Origin of the sequence: Variovorax sp. HW608, assembly GCF_900090195.1 — a bacterium.
In the GTDB taxonomy this organism is placed as follows: Bacteria; Pseudomonadota; Gammaproteobacteria; order Burkholderiales; family Burkholderiaceae_C; genus Variovorax.
On the sequence record NZ_LT607803.1, the window covers coordinates 3,542,473 to 3,560,731 of the forward strand.

Consider the following 18,259-nt stretch of genomic DNA (forward strand, 5'->3'; position numbering starts at 1 on the left):
TACACGGAATGAACGTCATGCCGCACCTCTTCACGATGCCGACCATGCGCGCGATGAATCGCGCGTGTGAATGCGTGCGTCCGCGGCAGCAAAGCAATCGATCGCGAATCTCGAAGCTCGAGACCTATCTCGCCTCTTTTGCCCATCGTTCAAATCCAGGAGCCTGACCCGCGGGCTCCGCTTAGGAGCCCATCGTGTTCTCGATACAAGACGATGTCCCGGCAGGCTTCCGACTATCTGGAATAGCACGCCCACATCCTCACAGACCGTTCGAGCTGCTGTTACCGCTAGCTGTCGCCGAGGAAGTGCGCGAAAAGGAGCAAGAGCGAGCAAGACTCGCTCAAGCGGCCCGCGACGCTGAGGAAGATCTACGTCGCGAGGAGCTATTCTCTCGGTCTAGCAGTCGGGTGCCAGCAACACCGGCCGCCCCGGTGATGAACGCGATCGCGTTCGTGACGGCCTTCGAGCGCGGAGTGCTACGCCGAAGGCGTGATCGCCAACACCCCGTCCTTCGTGGCGAAGAACTGCTGAGGGTAATCGGGCGCATCGCCACCCTTCGCGACAAGGACTATCAGAAGCGCGAACTCGAACTCACCAAGAAGCTCGAGCTCGCTGGTGCACTGCGCAGAGTTGCCAATCCCGCGTTCCGACCGCAAAAATGGGCGAAGTCTCTTCAGTACCTGCGCGAGGCACACCCGCATTTCGCTGAAGTCACGGACTTCGTCGCCCGGCGCGTGACTCTTTCGATACACGGACGGCAGCCTCTGAAGATCCCGCCGCTCCACCTCTGGGGAGATCCTGGGCTCGGGAAGACCCATTACGCCAACGATCTGGCTCAGGCGCTTGGCGCGCCGATCCGGCGGCACTCCTTTGAGAACGCCCAGACCACGTCCCTTCTCCTCGGCACAGAACGGCATTGGAGTACTGCCACCCAAGGGATGATCTTTCAAGAGATCGGCCTTGGAACCGTAGCCAACCCGGTGTTCCTGCTCGATGAACTCGACAAGGCACCCAGGCGGTCCCAATATGACCCCTTGGCTGCGCTCCACTCGCTGCTCGAGCCGACCACGGCAAGCAGGGTGCGCGATGCGTCTCTCGATATCGAGTTCGATGCGAGTCTGGCAATCTACATTGGGACATCTAACGACCCAAGCAGGGTGCCCGAATCGCTGCGCACTCGATTTCGTGAGTTTCGTATCGAGCCCCCGACCGGCGCGGATGCACTACTGGCTGCGCGAGTGGTAGCGACAGCTGCTGCTCAGCAACTTGGCATTGGCGGGTTCGCTGCGCCTTCCCCTGCTATATCCAACAGACTTGCGCATCTCACAGCCCGAGAGATCTATCAGGCCGTGCAAGATGCTGTCGCTCGAGCCGTCGATGCCGGCAGACTTCATCTCGCACTGAGGGACCTGCCCGCTGAAGTACTTGATCCGGACGAGGCTTCAGGCACCCTGCATTGAACGCGGGATCGCACTTGCAGGTCGGCTACGACGACTTGCCGACGACGGCTTCGCGGCAGTTCTGATTCTGACGTCTGCTGCAGGGCCGGTGTGCGCAATGCAGTCGCAGCTACACCTCGATGGTGGAGGCAACTATCCGCCGCCTAGCGGCCATTCAAGTAGTGCGTTGCATTGCCCGCTGCACTCTTGACGTCTGCTGTGGGGCTGGTATGCGCCCTTTGCGGTCTTCCCGTCGCAAGGGGGCACTCAGCACCTCCGACGCCGGAACTGGCAAAACGGCGGGTGGATTTGCGATCTCGTGCATCTGAGCGGCCCGCTGCCGGTGTGGGGGTCGAATTCGATCGACTGATAGAGCCCCTACAGGCCAAGCTCGCTGAGTCCCGGATGCTCATCCGGCCGCCGGCCCTGAGGCCAATGGTATTTGCGCTCGCTCTCCGCGATGGGCTTGTCGTTGATGCTGGCAAATCGCTTTGCCATCAATCCGTTTGCGTCGAACTCCCAGTTTTCGTTGCCGTAGGAACGGAACCAATTGCCTGCGTCGTCGTGCCATTCATAGGCGAAACGAACCGCGATGCGGTTGCCGTCGTGCGCCCACAACTCCTTAATTAGGCGGTAATCCAACTCACGCGCCCACTTGCGGGTGAGGAAGGCCTCGATTTCGGTGCGGCCCACCGGGAACTCGGCGCGGTTACGCCACTCGCTGCCCACCGTGTAGGCAAGGGCGACGCGCTTAGGATCGCGCGTATTCCACGCGTCTTCGGCAAGACGCACCTTTTGGCGTGCCGACTCCAGCGTGAAGGGGGGAAGCGGGGGCTTGGCTTCGGTAGCGGTGCTCATTGGATCTCCTTGCAGGACGAGGATGGAGCGTCCGGCTGCATTGTTGCGCCCAGCGGTTCGGATCCCGAAGAATATGGAGCACGCGCAATGCCTGCAAGCATGAGTCCAGCTCACTTACTTGGCGTCGGCCAATGCATCCGCTGACGCTACTCCTACACGGTAAGCCCCGAGCGCCGGTTAGAGGGATTTGGTGCGAGTTGTTGCAATTGAAACCGATCTGGCTTCACCATGCGATGCGAATGTACCGTCTAGCGGGTGCCCTGGCTGTCCTGTACGTGCCTGTCAACGCCACGAGACGTCAGCGATCCCGTGAATTGTGAGGCGAGGCCCACTAATCGGTTCTAGGCCGCGATGCGACGGCGCCCCAAAACCGTCTAAGGCTGCAACGTGGACGAACCCGCAGTTCCGCCCTGCCCTCCCGAAGGCACGTGCTGCACAACGGAACTCGACAGTTGCTTGTCATCTTCCGGCACCGAGCTGCCGACCAGCATCCGCGCAACCCGCGGCTGCTTTGTGATCGCCACCAGTCGTCCAAGGACCAACTTGTGAAGGACGGCTACTGGCCGAAATCGGACATGCAACCGCAGTTTAGAGGTTATTGCGATTTACCTCAAATTCTCCTGAATGAAGTCCTTGAAAAGGACTTCATTTTTGTCGCACGAAAAAACTCCAGTCCCGCCGCCGCTACAAGGTCGAAAAGTCTCCAAAAAATCAATCAGAACTTTCTTTTGCGAAGTTTCAAATTTATTGATTACAAGTTGCAATGCTGGGAATTTTTTTTGATTTGACGCGTAAGTGATTACGCGTCTCCCGTCAGACGCCAAAACGTACTCATAGCTCCCATCTAGAGATGAGTAGCGCTTGACGCTGGAACTTTCTGCTGCAGGCACTTTAGACGGCTGATAGCCGTTATAGAGCAACAGCTTCAATCCGCCGGATAATTCCAAATTGTAAATAACAAAATCAACTGGAAGACGCATCGTCATGACGTCCCCTCTGTCTATGCTGAAACAAGCATTAGACGTAAAGACATTGCAGTAAAGGTATCCCTGTGGCGGCTCGGAGGCCTTAGGTGTAGCCGTGCAACCCACACCTAAAAACCAAAACACCAGCAGAAAAACTGTGGTCAAAATTCTTTTCATCGTGGTGTTATATGCTGCGCGCTACGGTCAACTCGAAAACCTGGGTAATCTTCTGAAATGAGTTTCGTGGCATATTGCGGTCCGCGGTCGATGCGGCATCCTGCCATACCGAGTTGACTTAAGCCGGCGAGGTCCCTCCTCAAGAAGATGGAGGTGAAGGACTCCGCCCCGGCGACGTCTCTCCCTCTGCGAATGTCCGCTCGCCGGCGAATTCCGAGGCGCGGCCGAACGTCGGCTCGTGGCCGTCTGCGGTCCAACGCGGTGGGTGGGTGAGCGATCGCCTAGGCTTCCTCGAGTTCAAAGATTTCAACCTGAACGTGCAGGCCAGCTGCAGCAGCAATGTTCACGAGCGCATCGAGACTGAATTTGCTAATTTTCCCTTTGAGCAGATCGTTCAGGCGGGGTTGATTGATTCCGAGCTTCTTGGCTGCGGCAGCCTGCGTCCAGTCGTGGCCTTTCACCCATGTGCCGATCTTCAGCATCAAAGCCGAACGAAGCTTCATGTTCTCAGCCTCTGCCGGGGTATCCGTCAGAGCATCCCAAACATTGTCGTAAGTCTCGGTGGCGTGCTTCATTTCTTCCCCTTTCCTTTCGCTGCTGGCTTCGGAATCTGTGCATACGCCGCTTTCGCGGCGTCGATGTTTGCTTGCGGCGTCTTTTTCATCGTCTTTTTGAAAGCGTTCAGGACATACACTGCCTCAGGAAACTTGGCGACGTACAGGACCCTGTATGTTCCATCCTCCTCCCAAATTCGAATCTCCCTGCATCCCGGTCCGACCGTGGTCATTGGTTCCCAGTCGTCGGGCTCTAAGCCTTGCTGAACCTTGTCCAACTGGAAACCGGCATCCTTCTTGGCAGACTCCGGAAAGCCCCGAATCAGCCCAGCTGACCCGCCGAGGAATGTGATCTTCTTACGCGGAGGTTCGTCCATTGGCCGCGAGTTTATATCAAAACCAATATTGACGCAACCCGTTCGACAAGGCCGAGCGCCCGGGGCATTTCGTTGAACGGAGCGATGTGGATGCCTGTTGCCTGGGGGCACGCCCTTATGCGCGTAAGGACGTGGCTCACGGCGCGACCGACTGGCTGGTTCTGGCCGGGACCAGGTACCGCTGGACGGCAGGATCGAAGCAGCTCTTCATCGTGCCGGGCGAGTAGCGTCGTCGCGTTCAGGCAGTCGCATTACGTCGGCCGTGCTTTCGAAGATCGTGCCTTGACTGGGTCAGTCAGGGTGAGCGGCTTGGTGCGCGATTTCTTTGCCGGCGTACGCGCAGCAAGTGGTTCGTCCGCTGGCTTCTTCTTGGCGGGCGCTGACTTCGGATTCTTTGCGCTCGCCTTTGTTTTCGGCTCGGGCTTCGCTGTGCTCTCTATCTCCAGACCGAAGAGGGCCGAGAGGTCATCGCCGTCAAGAACCTTCGCCGACACGGGCGCTGTCTTCCCGAGTGTGCGTCCTTTCGCGGCGCCGGCGATCAGCTCGCCCTCGTCGACGGCACGAAGCTTGAACACCAGAGCGGGCTGCGCGTCGAGCCTGGCACCGATGCCATAGAGCACGGCCGCCACGTGCTTGCACATCTCGGCCCAGTCCGGGCAACTGCACGACAGCTTGATCTCCGCGGGTGACGGGAAAAGCCCCGTCTTTTGCTGGCACACGCGCTCCATCACCGCCTTGGACAGGCGCCCTTGCAAGAGCTCGACCAGCGAATCGATCGATCCCGAGCAGTCCGTGCAGATCGAATTCCAGCGCGCCTTCCGCAGCGGCGACACGGTCACCGTTACCTCGTAGAGTTCCGATCCCATCACCATGGCCTTGACCTCGCCGCCGTCGACCTGCAGGTCAACCACTGAGCCGTTGCGCACGTAGGTGCGCCCGCGGGGGAGCCGGTTGGCGAAGTCGCTGTACGACTCGAGGTTGTCGCCCCAGGCCTTGCCCCAGAACGTGGTGGCGAGCTTGCGCCCTTGAAGCACCACCGGTGCGGCGTTGTATCCCTTCTTGCGCAGCTTGGCCATTTCACGTTCGGCCTTCCTGCGCCGCTCGGCGACGCTCACGTAAGGCTTCCAGCCGTACTCGTAGGACATGACTCAGGTCTCCTCCATGGCGGTATGAATGTCGAGCGCGACAAGCTTGAGCAACTCATCGTCCTTCATCTCGGTCAGCATGAGCTCGGCGCCGCCTTCGAGCAGGTTGGACGACAGCTGGCGCTTGGACTCGATGAGTTCGTCGATCTTTTCTTCGACGGTGCCTCGGCAGACAAACTTGTGAACCAGCACGTTTTTCTTCTGCCCGATCCGAAACGCCCGATCGGTGGCCTGATTCTCCACCGCCGGGTTCCACCAGCGGTCGAAGTGAATGACGTGCGAGGCGGCGGTCAGGTTGAGCCCGGCGCCACCGGCTTTGAGCGAGAGCACGAAGAAGGGGATCTCCTCGTCGTCCTGGAAGCGACGCACCAGTTCGTGGCGCTTCTTCACTTCGGTTTCGCCGTGCAGGACCAGGCCGGAGCGCCCGAAGACCGAGGCGAGAAACGTTGCAATCGGCGCCGTCATCTCCCGAAACTGCGTGAACACCAGCACCTTCTCTTGCTTGGCCGCGATCACCTCGGCGAGCTCACGCAGCCGAGCCCACTTGCCGCTGTCGTCTTCAGCCCAGGCGTTGTCTCCCAGCCATTGCGATGGGTGGTTGCAGATCTGCTTGAAACGCATCAGGGCCGCGAGCACGACGCCCCGGCGTCGAATGCCGTCGGTCTGTTCGAGGTGTGTTGCGAGTTCTTGCACCGCAGCCTCGTAGAGCGCCGCCTGCTTGCGGCTCAACGGGCAGTACGCCTTGACCTCCGTCTTGTCGGGCAGGTCGGCGATCACCGATTTGTCAGTCTTCATGCGCCGCAGAATGTAGGGGCGCACCAGTTCCCGCAGTGGACCGTAGGGGTTGTGTTCGCGTTCCACCAGTTGCTTGACCAGGGCCGCGAACTGCTTGGAAGAGCCGAGCAGCCCGGGGTTGATGAAGTCGAAGATCGACCATAGGTCCCCAAGCCGGTTCTCGACCGGCGTGCCGGTCAAGGCAATGCGTGCCTCGGCGCCGAGTTGCTTGACGGCGCGGGTCTGTTTGGCATTCGGATTCTTGATTGCCTGCGCCTCGTCGATAACGACCAGGCGCCACGCCGTGTCCTTCAGCCAGGGCAGGCGCAGCAACGTGCCGTAGCTCGTGATGACGAGATCCACCTGTGCCAGCCGTGCCGCATCGACCGCAGTCAAATCGTTGGCCGCCAATGCGGACGGATGCGCAAGCAGCAGCTTCAGGCTCGGAGCGAAGCGCGCGATCTCGCTCGCCCAGTTCGCGAGCAGCGAGGCTGGGGCCACCAGGAGGCTCGGCTTCGCCGGCGTCCGAGCGTCGACCTGGTTCTTGAGCACCAACAGCAGCGACAGCACCTGGATCGTCTTGCCCAAGCCCATGTCGTCGGCCAGGCAGGCGCCCAAGCCAAGCCGGGCCAGAAGATGCAGCCACCGCACGCCCACTTGCTGATAGGGCCGCAGCGTTGCTCGCAACGCCGGCCCCGGGTCGAGCGATTCCAGCGCCTGCGGGCTGCGCAGCCCCTGCAACGTCTGCGCGAGCCAGGGGCCGGCCATCACCTGCGACCAGTCCACGCCGACTTCGGGGGCGGCGAGCGAGCCTTCCGCGTCGGCGCGCGCAAGCATCCGCATGGCGTCGCCAAAGCTCAGCCCCTGCGACGAGGCGGCTTGCTCGACTTGCTCAAAGTGTTCGAGTGTCGCTGCGAGCTTCTTGTGGTCAACCTCGACCCACTGGCCGCGAACCAGCGCGAGCCCGTCGGACTCGGCGAGTAACTCCGTGATCTCGCCGGCGCTGAGTGTCTCGCCTTCGAGCGTGACGTCCATGCGGAAGTCCAGCAGCGCGTCTGTTCCCAGTTTCGAGGGTGACGCTGTCCCGAGGATTGCCGTCACCTGTGGGCGCGCCGGCCGGCCTGTGCGCCAGCGGGCCGGCATGCGCAGGACGATGCCCGCAGCCTCCAGCGCCTGGGCGTCGCGCAGCAGCGCAAAGGCGTCCTGCGGCGTCCAGCGCAGGGGATGGAAGATCTCCCCGCTGTCGACCATCGCCTTGAGCCAGGCGCATTGCTCCGCCGCGCGCTGGACTGGCAGCAGCAACGACAGCAGTTCCTGGTTCGACGCGTCGGCGTACTCTTGCAGTGCCCGCCCCAAGGGAAGGTGCTGGGCCTTGGCTTGCTTCGACAGCCGGGTCGTGTAGGTGGCGACGAACGCGAACGGGGCTTCCTCGTCCTTGCGGTTTTCGGCCAGGTTGAAGTGCACGCGGCCGACGAGGTTCCAGGCCGGATCGTGACGCCGCAGAAACTCCTGAACGGTGCTGCCCGTTTGGAGCAACTCGCTGGCGAACGCCGTATCGAGCTCTTGCCAGAGCGAGGCAAGCGCGGTCCCCGTGACATATTCGGCGCCCGCCATGGGCGGGGCGGCATCGGCCAGCGACGCCAGCACATCGTAAGCAGGGGGCGCCACGTGAACCTTGGCACCGTTTTCGTCGGCGTCGGGTAGCGTGCACAGCGCTGTCACGTACCGAGTTGCGAAGTCGCGCCAGTAGGACAGGACGGCAGGCAGCGCAGTCGCTACTTCGCCCGCACCGAGTTGCAGCAGTCCAAGGCCCGAGCCGCGCGCAAACGCCTCCTGAAGACGAGCAGCTGTGGCGACTTCCAGCGATGGCACATCCTCCGCCTGGACCAAGGTGAGACGGCCGTGCGGTGTGAACAAGGGCGCCAGCGAGGCCGCGTGGTGCGCAGTGTGGTTGGCCTGGTCCGTGGGTACGGTGCTCATCAGCTGCCAAGATCCTTCGATGTTGATATCGCTGCGAGAGATCTGCTGACCTCCGCGCGCTCAGGCGCGGCAATTTACCATCTGGCGTTCATGAAGCTCACCATCCAACGTGATGGGCCTGCTCGGTGCAGTCTTGCCGAGCATCGTCCTCCGTGTGCGGGTAAGGACGTGGCTCACGCCGCGACCGACTGCCTGGTTCTGGCCGGAATCGGCGGTGTGGCGCATTGTGGTCTGCCATGCCATCAGTGCGCACGCGCTTCGGGGGTGATCCGAGCGCCCTGCCCCTCCTGCAGCTGGCGCTCGCATCTGCTGTAGCCCCTTTGGTTAAAAGCAGTCCTGCGCTGCGCGCCAAACCACCGGTGACCGTGCGAAAGACAGAAACCCCGCGTGAGGCTGGTCGATCCGCTAACATCATGCGATGCCCAGTCTCCTGCGTCGACCCATTGGCGACATTCTCCGAGATCGCAGCGATGCTCGGCGGGCGATGCTGCGTGCGCAGATTCAGGAGACCCTTGAGGCACTGAGGCACCGCGGCGTGGTGTGCGAGGTGATTGGATCATTCGCGCGCACCAGCGCACTCATCGACGCGGAATCGGACCTGGACATCCTGGTGGAGTCCAAGGGCGGCCTCTCTGAGGCAGACGTCTGGGATGTGGCATGGGCCCACCTGCGGGACGTCGATGTCGACTTGGTATTCGCGGACCACCTGCCGGCGACGAAGGTAGCGCTGATGAAAGAGCATGCCCGTGAGTGAACACGCCTTTCAAACCCTTCTTTTGTCAAAGGCGGCGGATCTGGAGCGGGCCATCGCGGCCTTGCAAGATGCCGAGGCGAAGCAGCAGCGATTGAAGTCGAATCATCCGACGCCTATGACGAGGCATTCCACGCCGCGGGCATCGCACAGCACATCCAAGGCATCTACACCCAGCTGGAGAGCCTGCTCAAGCAGGTGATCGAGCAAACGGACGGCAAGTTGCCAAAGAGCGAGACGTGGCACCAAGATCTCATCCGTCTTGCAAGCATGCCTACGGAAGACCGGGGCGCACTGATCGATGCCGCAGGCGCGAAGAGCCTCAAGTCTGTCTTGGGCTTCAGACATGTGGCCCGATCAAACTATGTGGGAGAGCTAGATCCCGCGCGTGTTTTTGAACACATTCCCAACACCGCCGCCGCTGTCACTGCCGTGGTCGCTGGCGTTGGGCAGTTGTTTGAACTGCCTGAGGCCCCTACGGATCGTGCAGTCGAACGCGACGCGTGAAAGACTTCTGGGGCGGTTTGGGGGTCCCCTGTAGGGGCGGACGTGCTCCCCCGCCCCGCCCTACCCTGACCGGTCTTTGCCCGAGTGCCAAGAAGGACGGCGAGGGCGTTTGGGTTCCGCGGCGCCCGACTCCTCATCGAATCAACGACTTGCGCGCGCGGTCGTCAAAGTTAGGCCCTAAATTTGATGGAATTCCGGCCTAACTTTGAACGAACTCTGAGTTTCTTCAAACTTGTCTCTTCTGGTTACCCAGGAAAATCAACAACTTAGCGCCTCGCCTTCCAAATTTCCGACCCCCGCTTTTTCAAAATTAAGCCGGCGCCTTCAAGGAGTTGAGCGGCGCTCGCCCGACCACTGGGACGCATGTCGACGGCTGCATTGCGAGGGTCTGATTTCTGCCGTGAGGCCGGTATGCCCCCCAGCGGTCGTCCCTCTAGGGCGACTGGGAGGGCCGCTGTCCGCCTGTTTGCGGGCGTTCGAGCAGCGATGCGACTTTGTCCGGACACGCTGCACTACCGACTTGGTTCAGACGTTCTCTTTCGGCGGCACCGCCGCCCCATAGCGGACATGCGCCCTGCCATAGACCGGTCGTTCGACGGCGCATCATGTTTACGCAATTCTCGATCTGGACCGACGTCCCTGCCGAGCCCGCGTTCTATCGAGTGCGAAGCATCGATTCGTGGTGCGCGCTGTGGCGGCATCGTCGCCCGCGCATCCGCTCAGGGCTCAATCGCCAGGAACAGGAAGGCCGCAAAGATCACAAGATGAACCGCTCCCTGCATCATATGTGTCCGACCGCTGCCAAGCGTGATGGCGCTGACGATGAAAGTCACCATGAGCAGCGCCATTTCGATCGGATCGAGTCCCAGCACCAAAGGCAAGTCGAACGCGACGGCGGCGACGACAACGACCGGAACAGTCAGACCGATGCAAGCCAAGGCCGAACCGATAGCCAGGTTGAGACTGGTCTGCAAGCGGTTCGCTCGGGCAGCGCGCGTCGCCGCCAGCGCTTCCGGCATCAACACCAGCAACGCGATCGCTATCCCGACGACTGCCCTGGGCGCATTGGCTGCCTCAACCGCCCGCTCGATGCTTGGCGAGAGCACCTTGGCGAGCCCAACGACCGCGACGAGCGACACCAGTAGCAGCGCAAAGCTTGTCCAGGCCTCGCGCGCGGACGGCGGCGCTTCATGTGCTTGCTCATCGGCCGCCGTATTGGTCGGAAGGAAGTAGTCGCGATGACTCACCGTCTGAATGAAGATGAAGATCGCCCACAGCGCGGCAGAAGCGCAGGCAACGAACCACAGTTGAGGGAGGGTGTACGACCCTCCATTGCCGGACTTGAATGCTGGCAGCACGAGGATCAGGGCTGACATCGCAATCAAAGCGGCCATTCCGGCCGCATTGCCTTCGATCCGGAAACTCTGTTCGCGATGCGCCAACCCGCCAACGAGCAGGCAAATGCCGACCACGCCGTTGCAGATGATCATCACCGCGGCATAGATCGTGTCGCGCGGCAGCACGGCCATTTCCTCGCCGCCGGCAAGCATCATCGAGAGAAGCAGTGACGCTTCGATCACGGTGACCGCCAGTGCCAACACCAGCGTGCCGAAAGGCTCGCCCACTCGATGCGCAATGACCTCGGCGTGATGCACCGCGGCCACCACCGCAGCGCCGAGACCGAGGGCACAAAGCGTGCCGAGCACTGCACCCATTGCACTCGCGACGCCGGCAAGCGCCAGCACGACCATCGTCGCTACAGGTATCGCCCAAGTCCATGCGGCCATGATGCCCCTCAGTAAACAGAATGTTTTGAACAGAAGCGAATCGCGGCGAAGCATAGCCGTTCGTCCGCGCGGCGGACAGGGCTCGCACGGTGCAGTGCGCTGAATCCGGCGCGAACGTCTCCTAGCTCCGCCCTGCCAGCCACCCTGCTCGGGTGGTGAACCGGCTGCGTGCTGTCGTTCCGAACAGTTGTTTGTGCCAGCGTGAGAAAGCGCTCGGTTCGGAGAATCCCAACAAAGCGGCGACCTCTCCAAGGGGGCGCGCGCCGTCCTCCAGATATTGGTTCAACAGGTCCTTGCGCACGTCATTGAGCAGCGCGCTGAAGGTCGTGCCTTCGCGCGATAAGTGGCGCGACACGGTCTTGCGGTCGATGCCCAGATGCTGCGCGATCACTTCCACGCGGCAATGTCCGCGCGGCAACAAGAGCACGATGTGCTCGCGCACTCGATCGGAGACCTTCGGCTTCCTTCTTGGAGATGTCCCGAGCAGGCGGTTTGTATAGCGGGCCATGACGGGGTCTGCGCCCGGATTTGGCGCATCGAGGTCGGCCGTATTGCAGATGATCCCGTTGAAGGCGTGGCCAAATTCGACGGCCGGGCCGAAGACGCTCTGATAGAGCGAAAGCCGTTGCGGCGCCCGATGAGAGAAGCACACGAGACGCGGGCGCCACTGTGCCCCCATGAAGACCTCGAGGGTTCGAAACATCACCCCGATGGCCAGCTCGGTGGCCTGCCGGTAGGGCTTGCCATCCTCCGTCGCGAGTTCAACGCGAATCGCGACCAGGTTGCCCACTTCCTCGACTTGCAGCGATAGCGCCTCGTTGTGCAGATGCGTGTTCGCGACGATGGCTTCAAGGGCATGCCGAAGCGTGGGCTCATCACGAAGCATCAAGCCGAGAGGGCCCAGATTGGACAGGCGCCGCGATTGAGCCATTCGAAGCCCGAAGGCCGGCTCGTGTCCCCGCCGGGCCGCCAGTTCCAGGAGCCTGCCGACCGGCTGTGCCGGGATCAGTAGATCCGGTTCTCCCAGGCAGCGGCTGGGCAGTCCTACCTCAGACAGCAAGGCGTGTGCATCGAGAGCACAGGCGCCCGCCATCTCCGCAAAGGAAGTGAGGCTTGCGCTGCGAACAAGGTTCGTCATGGGGTAAACGGCAGGTGTCCCGAAATGGTAAGTCAATGTCCCGATCGGTCAAGACGAGAAAGCGCTGATTGAGAAGAATTCGGGCTCAAGGAGACACGACATGAAGCCATCAAGTCAATCAACCACGCCCCTGTGCGACCGCTTGCGCGACGCAGGCGAATGGAACCCCAACTGGGACCCCATCTACGAACTCGATCCGGCATGGACCGAGAAATTCATGGTGATGGGCGCCACGCCCGTGTTGGGCGGCGCACTGGATCCCAAGACCGTCGAATTCCTCGCCATCGCAGTCGACGCGTCCTGCACTCACATGTACGGGCCGGGCGTGCGCCGCCATATCCGCAAGGCGCTGGACCTTGGCGCGAGCAAGGAAGAAATCGCCGCAGTCCTCCAATGCGTCGCGGTACTCGGCATTCACAGCATGAGTCTGGGCGCTCCCATCCTGCTCGAGGAAATCGAGCGCAGCAACGACACAGCCTCCACCAACACCGAAAGGAACCACCATGCAATTTCTCGATGACTCCCTCCTGCCGGAGAACCAGCAACCCCTGGTGATCCAGGTCGCGCCTTACGGGCCCGAATTCCTGCCTGGCGACTCCGACGACATTCCGGTCACGATGGCCGAACAGGTCCAGAAGGCTGTGGACTGCTGGAACGCGGGCGCCACCGTGCTGCATGTCCACGTGCGGGAAGCCGACGGCAAGGGCAGCAAGCGTCTGTCCATGTTCAACGAGCTGCTCGCGCGCCTTCGCGAAGCGGTGCCAAAGATGGTGCTGCAGGTCGGTGGCTCGATCTCGTTCGCGCCGGAAGGCGACGGCGAGCAGGCGAAGTGGCTCACGGACGACACACGCCACATGCTGGCTGAGCTCGATCCCAAGCCCGACCAGGTGACCGTCGCCGTCAACACCAGCCAGATGAACATCATGGAGCTGATGAGCGCGGACGACATCGCCGGAACGTCGCTCTCGACGCCGGCCTACTACAAGGCCTATCGCGAGATGTGGTACGAGTCGGGTCCGGCCTTCGTCGACGAGCATCTGAAGCGCCTGCAGGCTGCCGGCATCCAGCCGCACTTCATGCTCGGCCACGTCGCCAACCTGGAGTCCGTCGAGCGCCTGATCCGGCGCGGCGCCTACACCGGCCCGTTGATCTTGAACTGGGTCGCCATCGGTGGCGGCGCCGACGGTCCCAATCCGCGCAACATGATGGAGTTCATCAACCGGTGCCCGGAGAACGCAGTGCTGACGATCGAAAGCGTCATGCGCAACGTGCTTCCGCTCAATACGATGGCCATCGCGATGGGCTTGCACGTCCGGGTCGGCATCGAGGACAACCTGTGGGCATGCAAGGGCGAGCGCTTCACGAGCGTGCAGCAGATTGAGCAGATGGTTCGCATCGCGCGCGAGTTGCACCGCGAGGTGGCAACCGGCGAAGACGCGCGCCGCATCTACCAGATCGGCACCCACTACGCCAACACTGACGAGACGTTGGCCGCGCTCGGTTACGCACCCAATCGCTTCGCCGGAGAGCGCGAAACGCCGCTGCGTCGCGTCGCCTGAGGCTTCACGGACGTCAAATAAGGAGACACCCATGCGCTGGAAGAACAGCCCTCGCGCCGTGCTCGTCGCACTGCTCGCGATCCATGTGCTGGCCCACATCGACCGCAACATGCTGCTCGGCTTTTCGCCGCAGATCACGCAGGAACTCGCGCTGAGCAATGCGCAATACGGGTTCCTCACCGGCGCGGTGTGGGTGTTGAGCTTCGGTGTCATGGCTGTCTTCATGGGCACGCTTGCCGACCGCTTCAGCCGTACGAAGGTGATGGCGGCGGGCATTCTGGTGTGGAGCGTGTGCACCGCGGCCTCGGGCGCGGCGCACAGCTTCGAGCAGATGGCCGCGGCCCGGTTCCTTGTCGCAAGCGGGGAAGCCGCCCTCGTGCCCGCTGCGGTGTCATTACTGGCTGAGCTGTTCGGCGATGAGCGACGCGGCGGGGCCATGGGCATCTTTTTCATGGGCATCCCCCTGGGCATGGGATTGAGCTTCCTGTTGGCAGGCTCATTCGGTGCGAGCGAGGGATGGCGATCGACTTTCACGATGCTCGGCATCGTGGGAGTAGTAGTCGCGCTGCCGTTGCTGATGCTGCGCGATCGACGCGGTGCCCCGGGCGAGGCCGAACGCGGTGCGCCGTTCCGGCAGCAAGTGCGTGGAGTGCTCGCGGTCCTGCGCGCGAACCGTACCGTGCAGGCGACGATCGCCGGCTTCGTGCTCGTGCACCTCGTGTTCGTGGGCTTGGTTTTCACGCAACTGTGGCTGGTGCGTGAGCGTGGTTTCGATCCGAGCCAGATCGCGCGGCAGCTCGGCGGCCTGGAGATTCTGTTCGGCGTGCTGGGCGCGCTGGTCGGCGGCATGCTGAGCGACCGCTTCGCGCGCCGCATGAAAGGCGGCCACGCCGGCTTCATGCTGGCATTGATCGCACTGTGCACGCCGCTGATGATTGCCGCGCGCTTTGCGCCGGCGGGCTCAGACCTGTTCTATGTCGGGCTTTGCGCCGGCTTCTTTCTGCCGCTCGCCCTCTACGGCCCGGCGCTCGCGCTGATCCAAGGACTGACCCCGGTGCAGATGCGCTCGACGGTGACCGGCGTGACGATGCTCCTCATCAATGTCCTGGCCGTTGCGATCGGCAACCTGGCTGCGGGCGCTGCGAGTGATCGCCTGACTGCCGCGGGCTTCGCATCACCCTTGACGGTTGTGCTACTGGCAACCGACCTGTTCGCCGTTCTCGCCGGTGTGTTCTTCGCGATGGCTGCGCGCGGTCCGAAGGTGCAATGCGCGCCAACGCCGGCCATCGCTCACTGAAGGAATTTCTCATGAGCAAATCAAGCAATGCAGCACAGGGGCGCCTGGCCGGGCGAGTCGCGCTGGTCACCGGCGCAGGACCGGGCCTCGGCGGTGCTATTGCCCTGGCGATGGCGCAGGAAGGGGCGAATCTCGTCGTCTGTGACATCGATTCCGAAGCGTTGTCTCATACCGAGAAGGCACTTGCTGCGACCGGAGTCGAATGCTTGGCGCTGCGCTGCGACGTGTCCGACAGTGCGGCCGTCGATGCGATGTTCTCCCAGGCGGCGGAGCGGTTCGGCACAGTCGACATCCTGGTCAACAACGCGGCCCGCGTCCCGACCTCACCCGCGGAGGAATCACGACGTAACCGCCACTACGCCTACCTGACCACGCCGATGGAGAGGCAGTCACTGGGCATCGTTGCTTCGTTGAGCGATGAAGACTGGCTCAAATGGTGGGACGTCAACATGCATGGCGTGTTCTTCTGCACGCGCGCGGCTCTGCGCATCATGGAGCCACGACGCTCGGGCAAGATCATCAACATCGCTTCGATCGCCGGCCTAGGAACGCAAAGCATGCATAGCCCCGGCTATTCCGCGACCAAGGCGGGGGTGATCAGCCTGACCAAGACCACGGCGCTCGATGTCGCCGGCGCCAACATACATGTCAACGCGATCGCGTGCGGAGCCGTGCTGACGCCGCCCTTTCAGGCTTACCTCGACACCGCGACTGCGGCACAACGCAACAGCCTCTTCCAGTTGATCCCGACAGGCCGCATCGGTCAGCCGGCGGAATATGCATCGTTGGCGGTGTATCTCGCATCAGACGATCACTACTTGGTTGGCCAAGTGATCAGTCCAAATGGCGGCGCTGTGATCTGACGAAGACTGCCATTCAAAAAGGAAGTATCAAATGAACGGACAGATGATGCAGCAACCGCTGCTGATCTCATCGCTGCTGACGCACGCCGAGCGCCATCACGGCGCCCAGCAGATCGTCTCGCGTCGCGTCGAAGGCGACATTCATCGCCAGAGCTTCAGGGAATTCGCATCGCGCGCACGCCGCATGGCCAACGCGCTCATCGCGCTGGGCGTGAAGTCCGGCGACCGCATCGGTACACTGGCCTGGAACGGTCACCGCCACATGGAACTGTACTTCGCCGTGTCGGGCTCGGGGGCCGTGCTGCACACGCTCAATCCGCGGCTGCACACGGACCAGCTCGCATGGATCGCCGACCACGCCGAAGACCAGGTGCTCTTCTTCGACCTCAGCTTCATGCCGTTGGTGGAAGCCGTCGCGCCGCGCATGACGACGATCAAGGCGTTCGTCGCGATGACGGACCGCGCCCACATGCCCGCCTCGAGCCGCATTGACGGCCTGTTGTGCTACGAGGACTTGCTCGCCGCGCACGATGACCGCTACGTCTGGCCGACGTTCGACGAGAACACCGCGGCGACGCTCTGCTACACGAGCGGCACCACGGGCAATCCCAAAGGGGTTCTGTACAGCCATCGCTCGACGGTGCTGCACGCGTATGCGGTGGCACTGCCCGACTCGCTCAATTGCAGCGCGCGCGACGTGATCCTGCCGGTCGTGCCAATGTTTCACGTCAATGCGTGGGGGCTGCCCTATGTCGCCTGCATGGTCGGCGCAAAGCTGGTGCTTCCCGGCCCGGGCCTGGACGGACGGTCATTGCACGAGCTGTTGGAGTCGGAGGGCGTCACCTTGTCTGCAGGCGTGCCCACCGTCTGGCAGGGCTTGCTGGCACACGTCGAGGCTCATGACCTGACGTTCTCTACCATGCGCCGCACCGTGATCGGCGGCGCGGCGTGCCCGCCTGCGATGATGCGCTGTTTCCAGGAGAAGCACGGCGTGCAGGTGATCCACGCCTGGGGCATGACCGAGCTGAGCCCGCTGGGAACGGCTTGCGTGCTCAAGGGTGACCTGGCGTCGCTATCGAGCGAGCAACGCTACGCGATCCAAGCCAAGCAGGGCCGCGCCGTGCCCGGCATGGACATGAAGATCGTCGACGAGCACGGTGCCGAGCTCGCATGGGATGGCAAGCAAAGTGGCGAGTTGATGGTGCGCGGTCCCTGGGTCGTGTCACGCTATCTGAAGAACGAGGGCGGCGACCCGCTCGTCGACGGCTGGTTCCCCACCGGCGACGTCGCCACGATCGATGCCGACGGCTTCATGCAAATCACCGACCGCGCGAAGGACGTGATCAAGTCCGGCGGCGAATGGATCGGCTCGATCGACATCGAGAACATCGCGATGGCACACCCCCAGGTGTCGATGGCTGCGTGCATCGGCGTGCCCCATCCCAAATGGGATGAGCGGCCGCTGCTGGTGGTCGTGAAGAAGCCCGGCGCCGAGCTCACGCGCGATGACTTGCTTTCCTTCTTCGAGGGCAAGGTCGCCAAGTGGTGGACGCCCGACGACGTCGCGTTCGTTGAAGCCATTCCACTGGGCGCGACCGGAAAGATGCTCAAGAACAAGTTGCGAGAGCAGTTCAAGAGCCATCCGCTGGCGACGGCCTGGGCGTAGGGCATGAGCGACTTCGCGCTGCACAAGCGACCGGAATCTCGTCTCTGAGAGCGGAGCGCCGAGACGATGCGAGGAGGGGCCATCAATGTAGACGACCAGCAGTGCTCGAAGCGAATTTCATAATCATTTCATCATCTCAAAAGGAGACACCTTGAAGACCTTGATTTCAATCGCGATCGTCGCCATCGTCGCGAGCAATCTGAGCGCCTGTGCATCCGGGACAGAGGCAAAGCTGACCACTGCGCTCACGAAAGAGGATTGTGTGACGCACCTCACTCAGAATGTGCCAGTAGGCAACAAGCAAGACCAGGCCATTCGAAAAGATATGGCGTGCGCCGACCTCGTCAAGAGGTAGGAAAGATGTCGCCTGTCTCTTCAAAGGAGGTCGCTTCGGCCATCGTCTTGCGTAGCGGGGGCGGCTT

General features: G+C 62.2%; 17 protein-coding genes. 9 read left to right on the forward strand and 8 right to left on the reverse strand.

Annotated elements, in window-relative coordinates:
* Positions 1-434: 434 nt before the first annotated feature.
* On the forward strand, positions 435-1,460 hold the full coding sequence (locus tag VAR608DRAFT_RS16655; RefSeq protein WP_088955065.1) for an AAA family ATPase: 1,026 nt from the start codon (positions 435-437) through the stop codon (positions 1,458-1,460).
* A gap of 357 nt (positions 1,461-1,817) precedes the next feature.
* Here the strand turns inward: VAR608DRAFT_RS16655 and VAR608DRAFT_RS16660 are convergent, their stop codons facing one another.
* The 6 genes from VAR608DRAFT_RS16660 to VAR608DRAFT_RS16680 all read right to left on the reverse strand — a co-directional run bounded on the left by VAR608DRAFT_RS16660 (position 1,818) and on the right by VAR608DRAFT_RS16680 (position 8,269).
* A complete protein-coding gene (locus VAR608DRAFT_RS16660) occupies positions 1,818-2,297 on the reverse strand; it encodes a nuclear transport factor 2 family protein (RefSeq protein WP_088955066.1) in 480 nt (159 codons plus the stop codon).
* 605 nt (positions 2,298-2,902) lie between these two features.
* Entirely contained in the window at positions 2,903-3,283 is a 381-nt protein-coding gene (locus VAR608DRAFT_RS37095) for a hypothetical protein (RefSeq protein WP_157731013.1), read from the reverse strand.
* Between the two features lie 437 nt (positions 3,284-3,720).
* On the reverse strand, positions 3,721-4,014 hold the full coding sequence (locus VAR608DRAFT_RS16665; RefSeq protein ID WP_088955067.1) for a helix-turn-helix domain-containing protein: 294 nt from the start codon (positions 4,012-4,014) through the stop codon (positions 3,721-3,723).
* Entirely contained in the window at positions 4,011-4,370 is a 360-nt protein-coding gene (locus VAR608DRAFT_RS16670; protein WP_088955068.1) for a type II toxin-antitoxin system RelE/ParE family toxin, read from the reverse strand. Before VAR608DRAFT_RS16670 ends, VAR608DRAFT_RS16665 begins: the two co-directional genes overlap by 4 nt.
* A gap of 251 nt (positions 4,371-4,621) precedes the next feature.
* On the reverse strand, positions 4,622-5,515 hold the full coding sequence (locus VAR608DRAFT_RS16675) for an SWIM zinc finger family protein (RefSeq protein WP_157731015.1): 894 nt from the start codon (positions 5,513-5,515) through the stop codon (positions 4,622-4,624).
* 3 nt (positions 5,516-5,518) lie between these two features.
* Positions 5,519-8,269: a DEAD/DEAH box helicase gene (locus VAR608DRAFT_RS16680; protein WP_088955069.1), complete on the reverse strand. Its 2,751-nt coding sequence runs from the start codon at positions 8,267-8,269 to the stop codon at positions 5,519-5,521.
* A 418-nt stretch (positions 8,270-8,687) separates the two neighbouring features.
* On the opposite strand from VAR608DRAFT_RS16680, the gene VAR608DRAFT_RS16685 reads away from it, so the two are divergent.
* Together VAR608DRAFT_RS16685 and VAR608DRAFT_RS37100 are read left to right on the forward strand one after the other, a co-directional pair.
* Complete coding sequence (locus tag VAR608DRAFT_RS16685; protein ID WP_157731017.1) at positions 8,688-9,023, forward strand: hypothetical protein; 336 nt, start codon at positions 8,688-8,690, stop codon at positions 9,021-9,023.
* Between the two features lie 153 nt (positions 9,024-9,176).
* A complete protein-coding gene (locus tag VAR608DRAFT_RS37100; protein ID WP_331713038.1) occupies positions 9,177-9,527 on the forward strand; it encodes a hypothetical protein in 351 nt (116 codons plus the stop codon).
* 719 nt (positions 9,528-10,246) lie between these two features.
* Here VAR608DRAFT_RS37100 and VAR608DRAFT_RS16695 read toward each other — a convergent pair.
* Together VAR608DRAFT_RS16695 and VAR608DRAFT_RS16700 are read right to left on the reverse strand one after the other, a co-directional pair.
* Positions 10,247-11,368, reverse strand: a complete 1,122-nt coding sequence (locus VAR608DRAFT_RS16695; RefSeq protein ID WP_443082939.1) for a calcium:proton antiporter — start codon at positions 11,366-11,368, stop codon at positions 10,247-10,249.
* A 67-nt stretch (positions 11,369-11,435) separates the two neighbouring features.
* Complete coding sequence (locus tag VAR608DRAFT_RS16700; RefSeq protein WP_088955073.1) at positions 11,436-12,452, reverse strand: AraC family transcriptional regulator; 1,017 nt, start codon at positions 12,450-12,452, stop codon at positions 11,436-11,438.
* Positions 12,453-12,552: 100 nt separating this feature from the next.
* Between VAR608DRAFT_RS16700 and VAR608DRAFT_RS16705 the strand changes: the two genes are divergently transcribed.
* From VAR608DRAFT_RS16705 to VAR608DRAFT_RS16730, 6 genes are all read left to right on the forward strand, one after another.
* Positions 12,553-12,972 (forward strand): carboxymuconolactone decarboxylase family protein, encoded by a 420-nt coding sequence (locus VAR608DRAFT_RS16705; RefSeq protein WP_088955074.1) that lies wholly within the window; start codon positions 12,553-12,555, stop codon positions 12,970-12,972.
* Positions 12,956-14,011 (forward strand): 3-keto-5-aminohexanoate cleavage protein, encoded by a 1,056-nt coding sequence (locus VAR608DRAFT_RS16710; RefSeq protein WP_088955075.1) that lies wholly within the window; start codon positions 12,956-12,958, stop codon positions 14,009-14,011. The genes VAR608DRAFT_RS16705 and VAR608DRAFT_RS16710 overlap by 17 nt, the downstream gene beginning before the upstream one ends.
* A gap of 31 nt (positions 14,012-14,042) precedes the next feature.
* Positions 14,043-15,308: an MFS transporter gene (locus tag VAR608DRAFT_RS16715; protein WP_088955076.1), complete on the forward strand. Its 1,266-nt coding sequence runs from the start codon at positions 14,043-14,045 to the stop codon at positions 15,306-15,308.
* Between the two features lie 11 nt (positions 15,309-15,319).
* A complete protein-coding gene (locus tag VAR608DRAFT_RS16720) occupies positions 15,320-16,171 on the forward strand; it encodes an SDR family NAD(P)-dependent oxidoreductase (RefSeq protein ID WP_088958825.1) in 852 nt (283 codons plus the stop codon).
* Between the two features lie 31 nt (positions 16,172-16,202).
* Entirely contained in the window at positions 16,203-17,837 is a 1,635-nt protein-coding gene (locus tag VAR608DRAFT_RS16725; RefSeq protein ID WP_088955077.1) for a 3-(methylthio)propionyl-CoA ligase, read from the forward strand.
* Between the two features lie 151 nt (positions 17,838-17,988).
* Positions 17,989-18,192 (forward strand): hypothetical protein, encoded by a 204-nt coding sequence (locus tag VAR608DRAFT_RS16730; protein ID WP_088955078.1) that lies wholly within the window; start codon positions 17,989-17,991, stop codon positions 18,190-18,192.
* Positions 18,193-18,259: the final 67 nt, after the last annotated feature.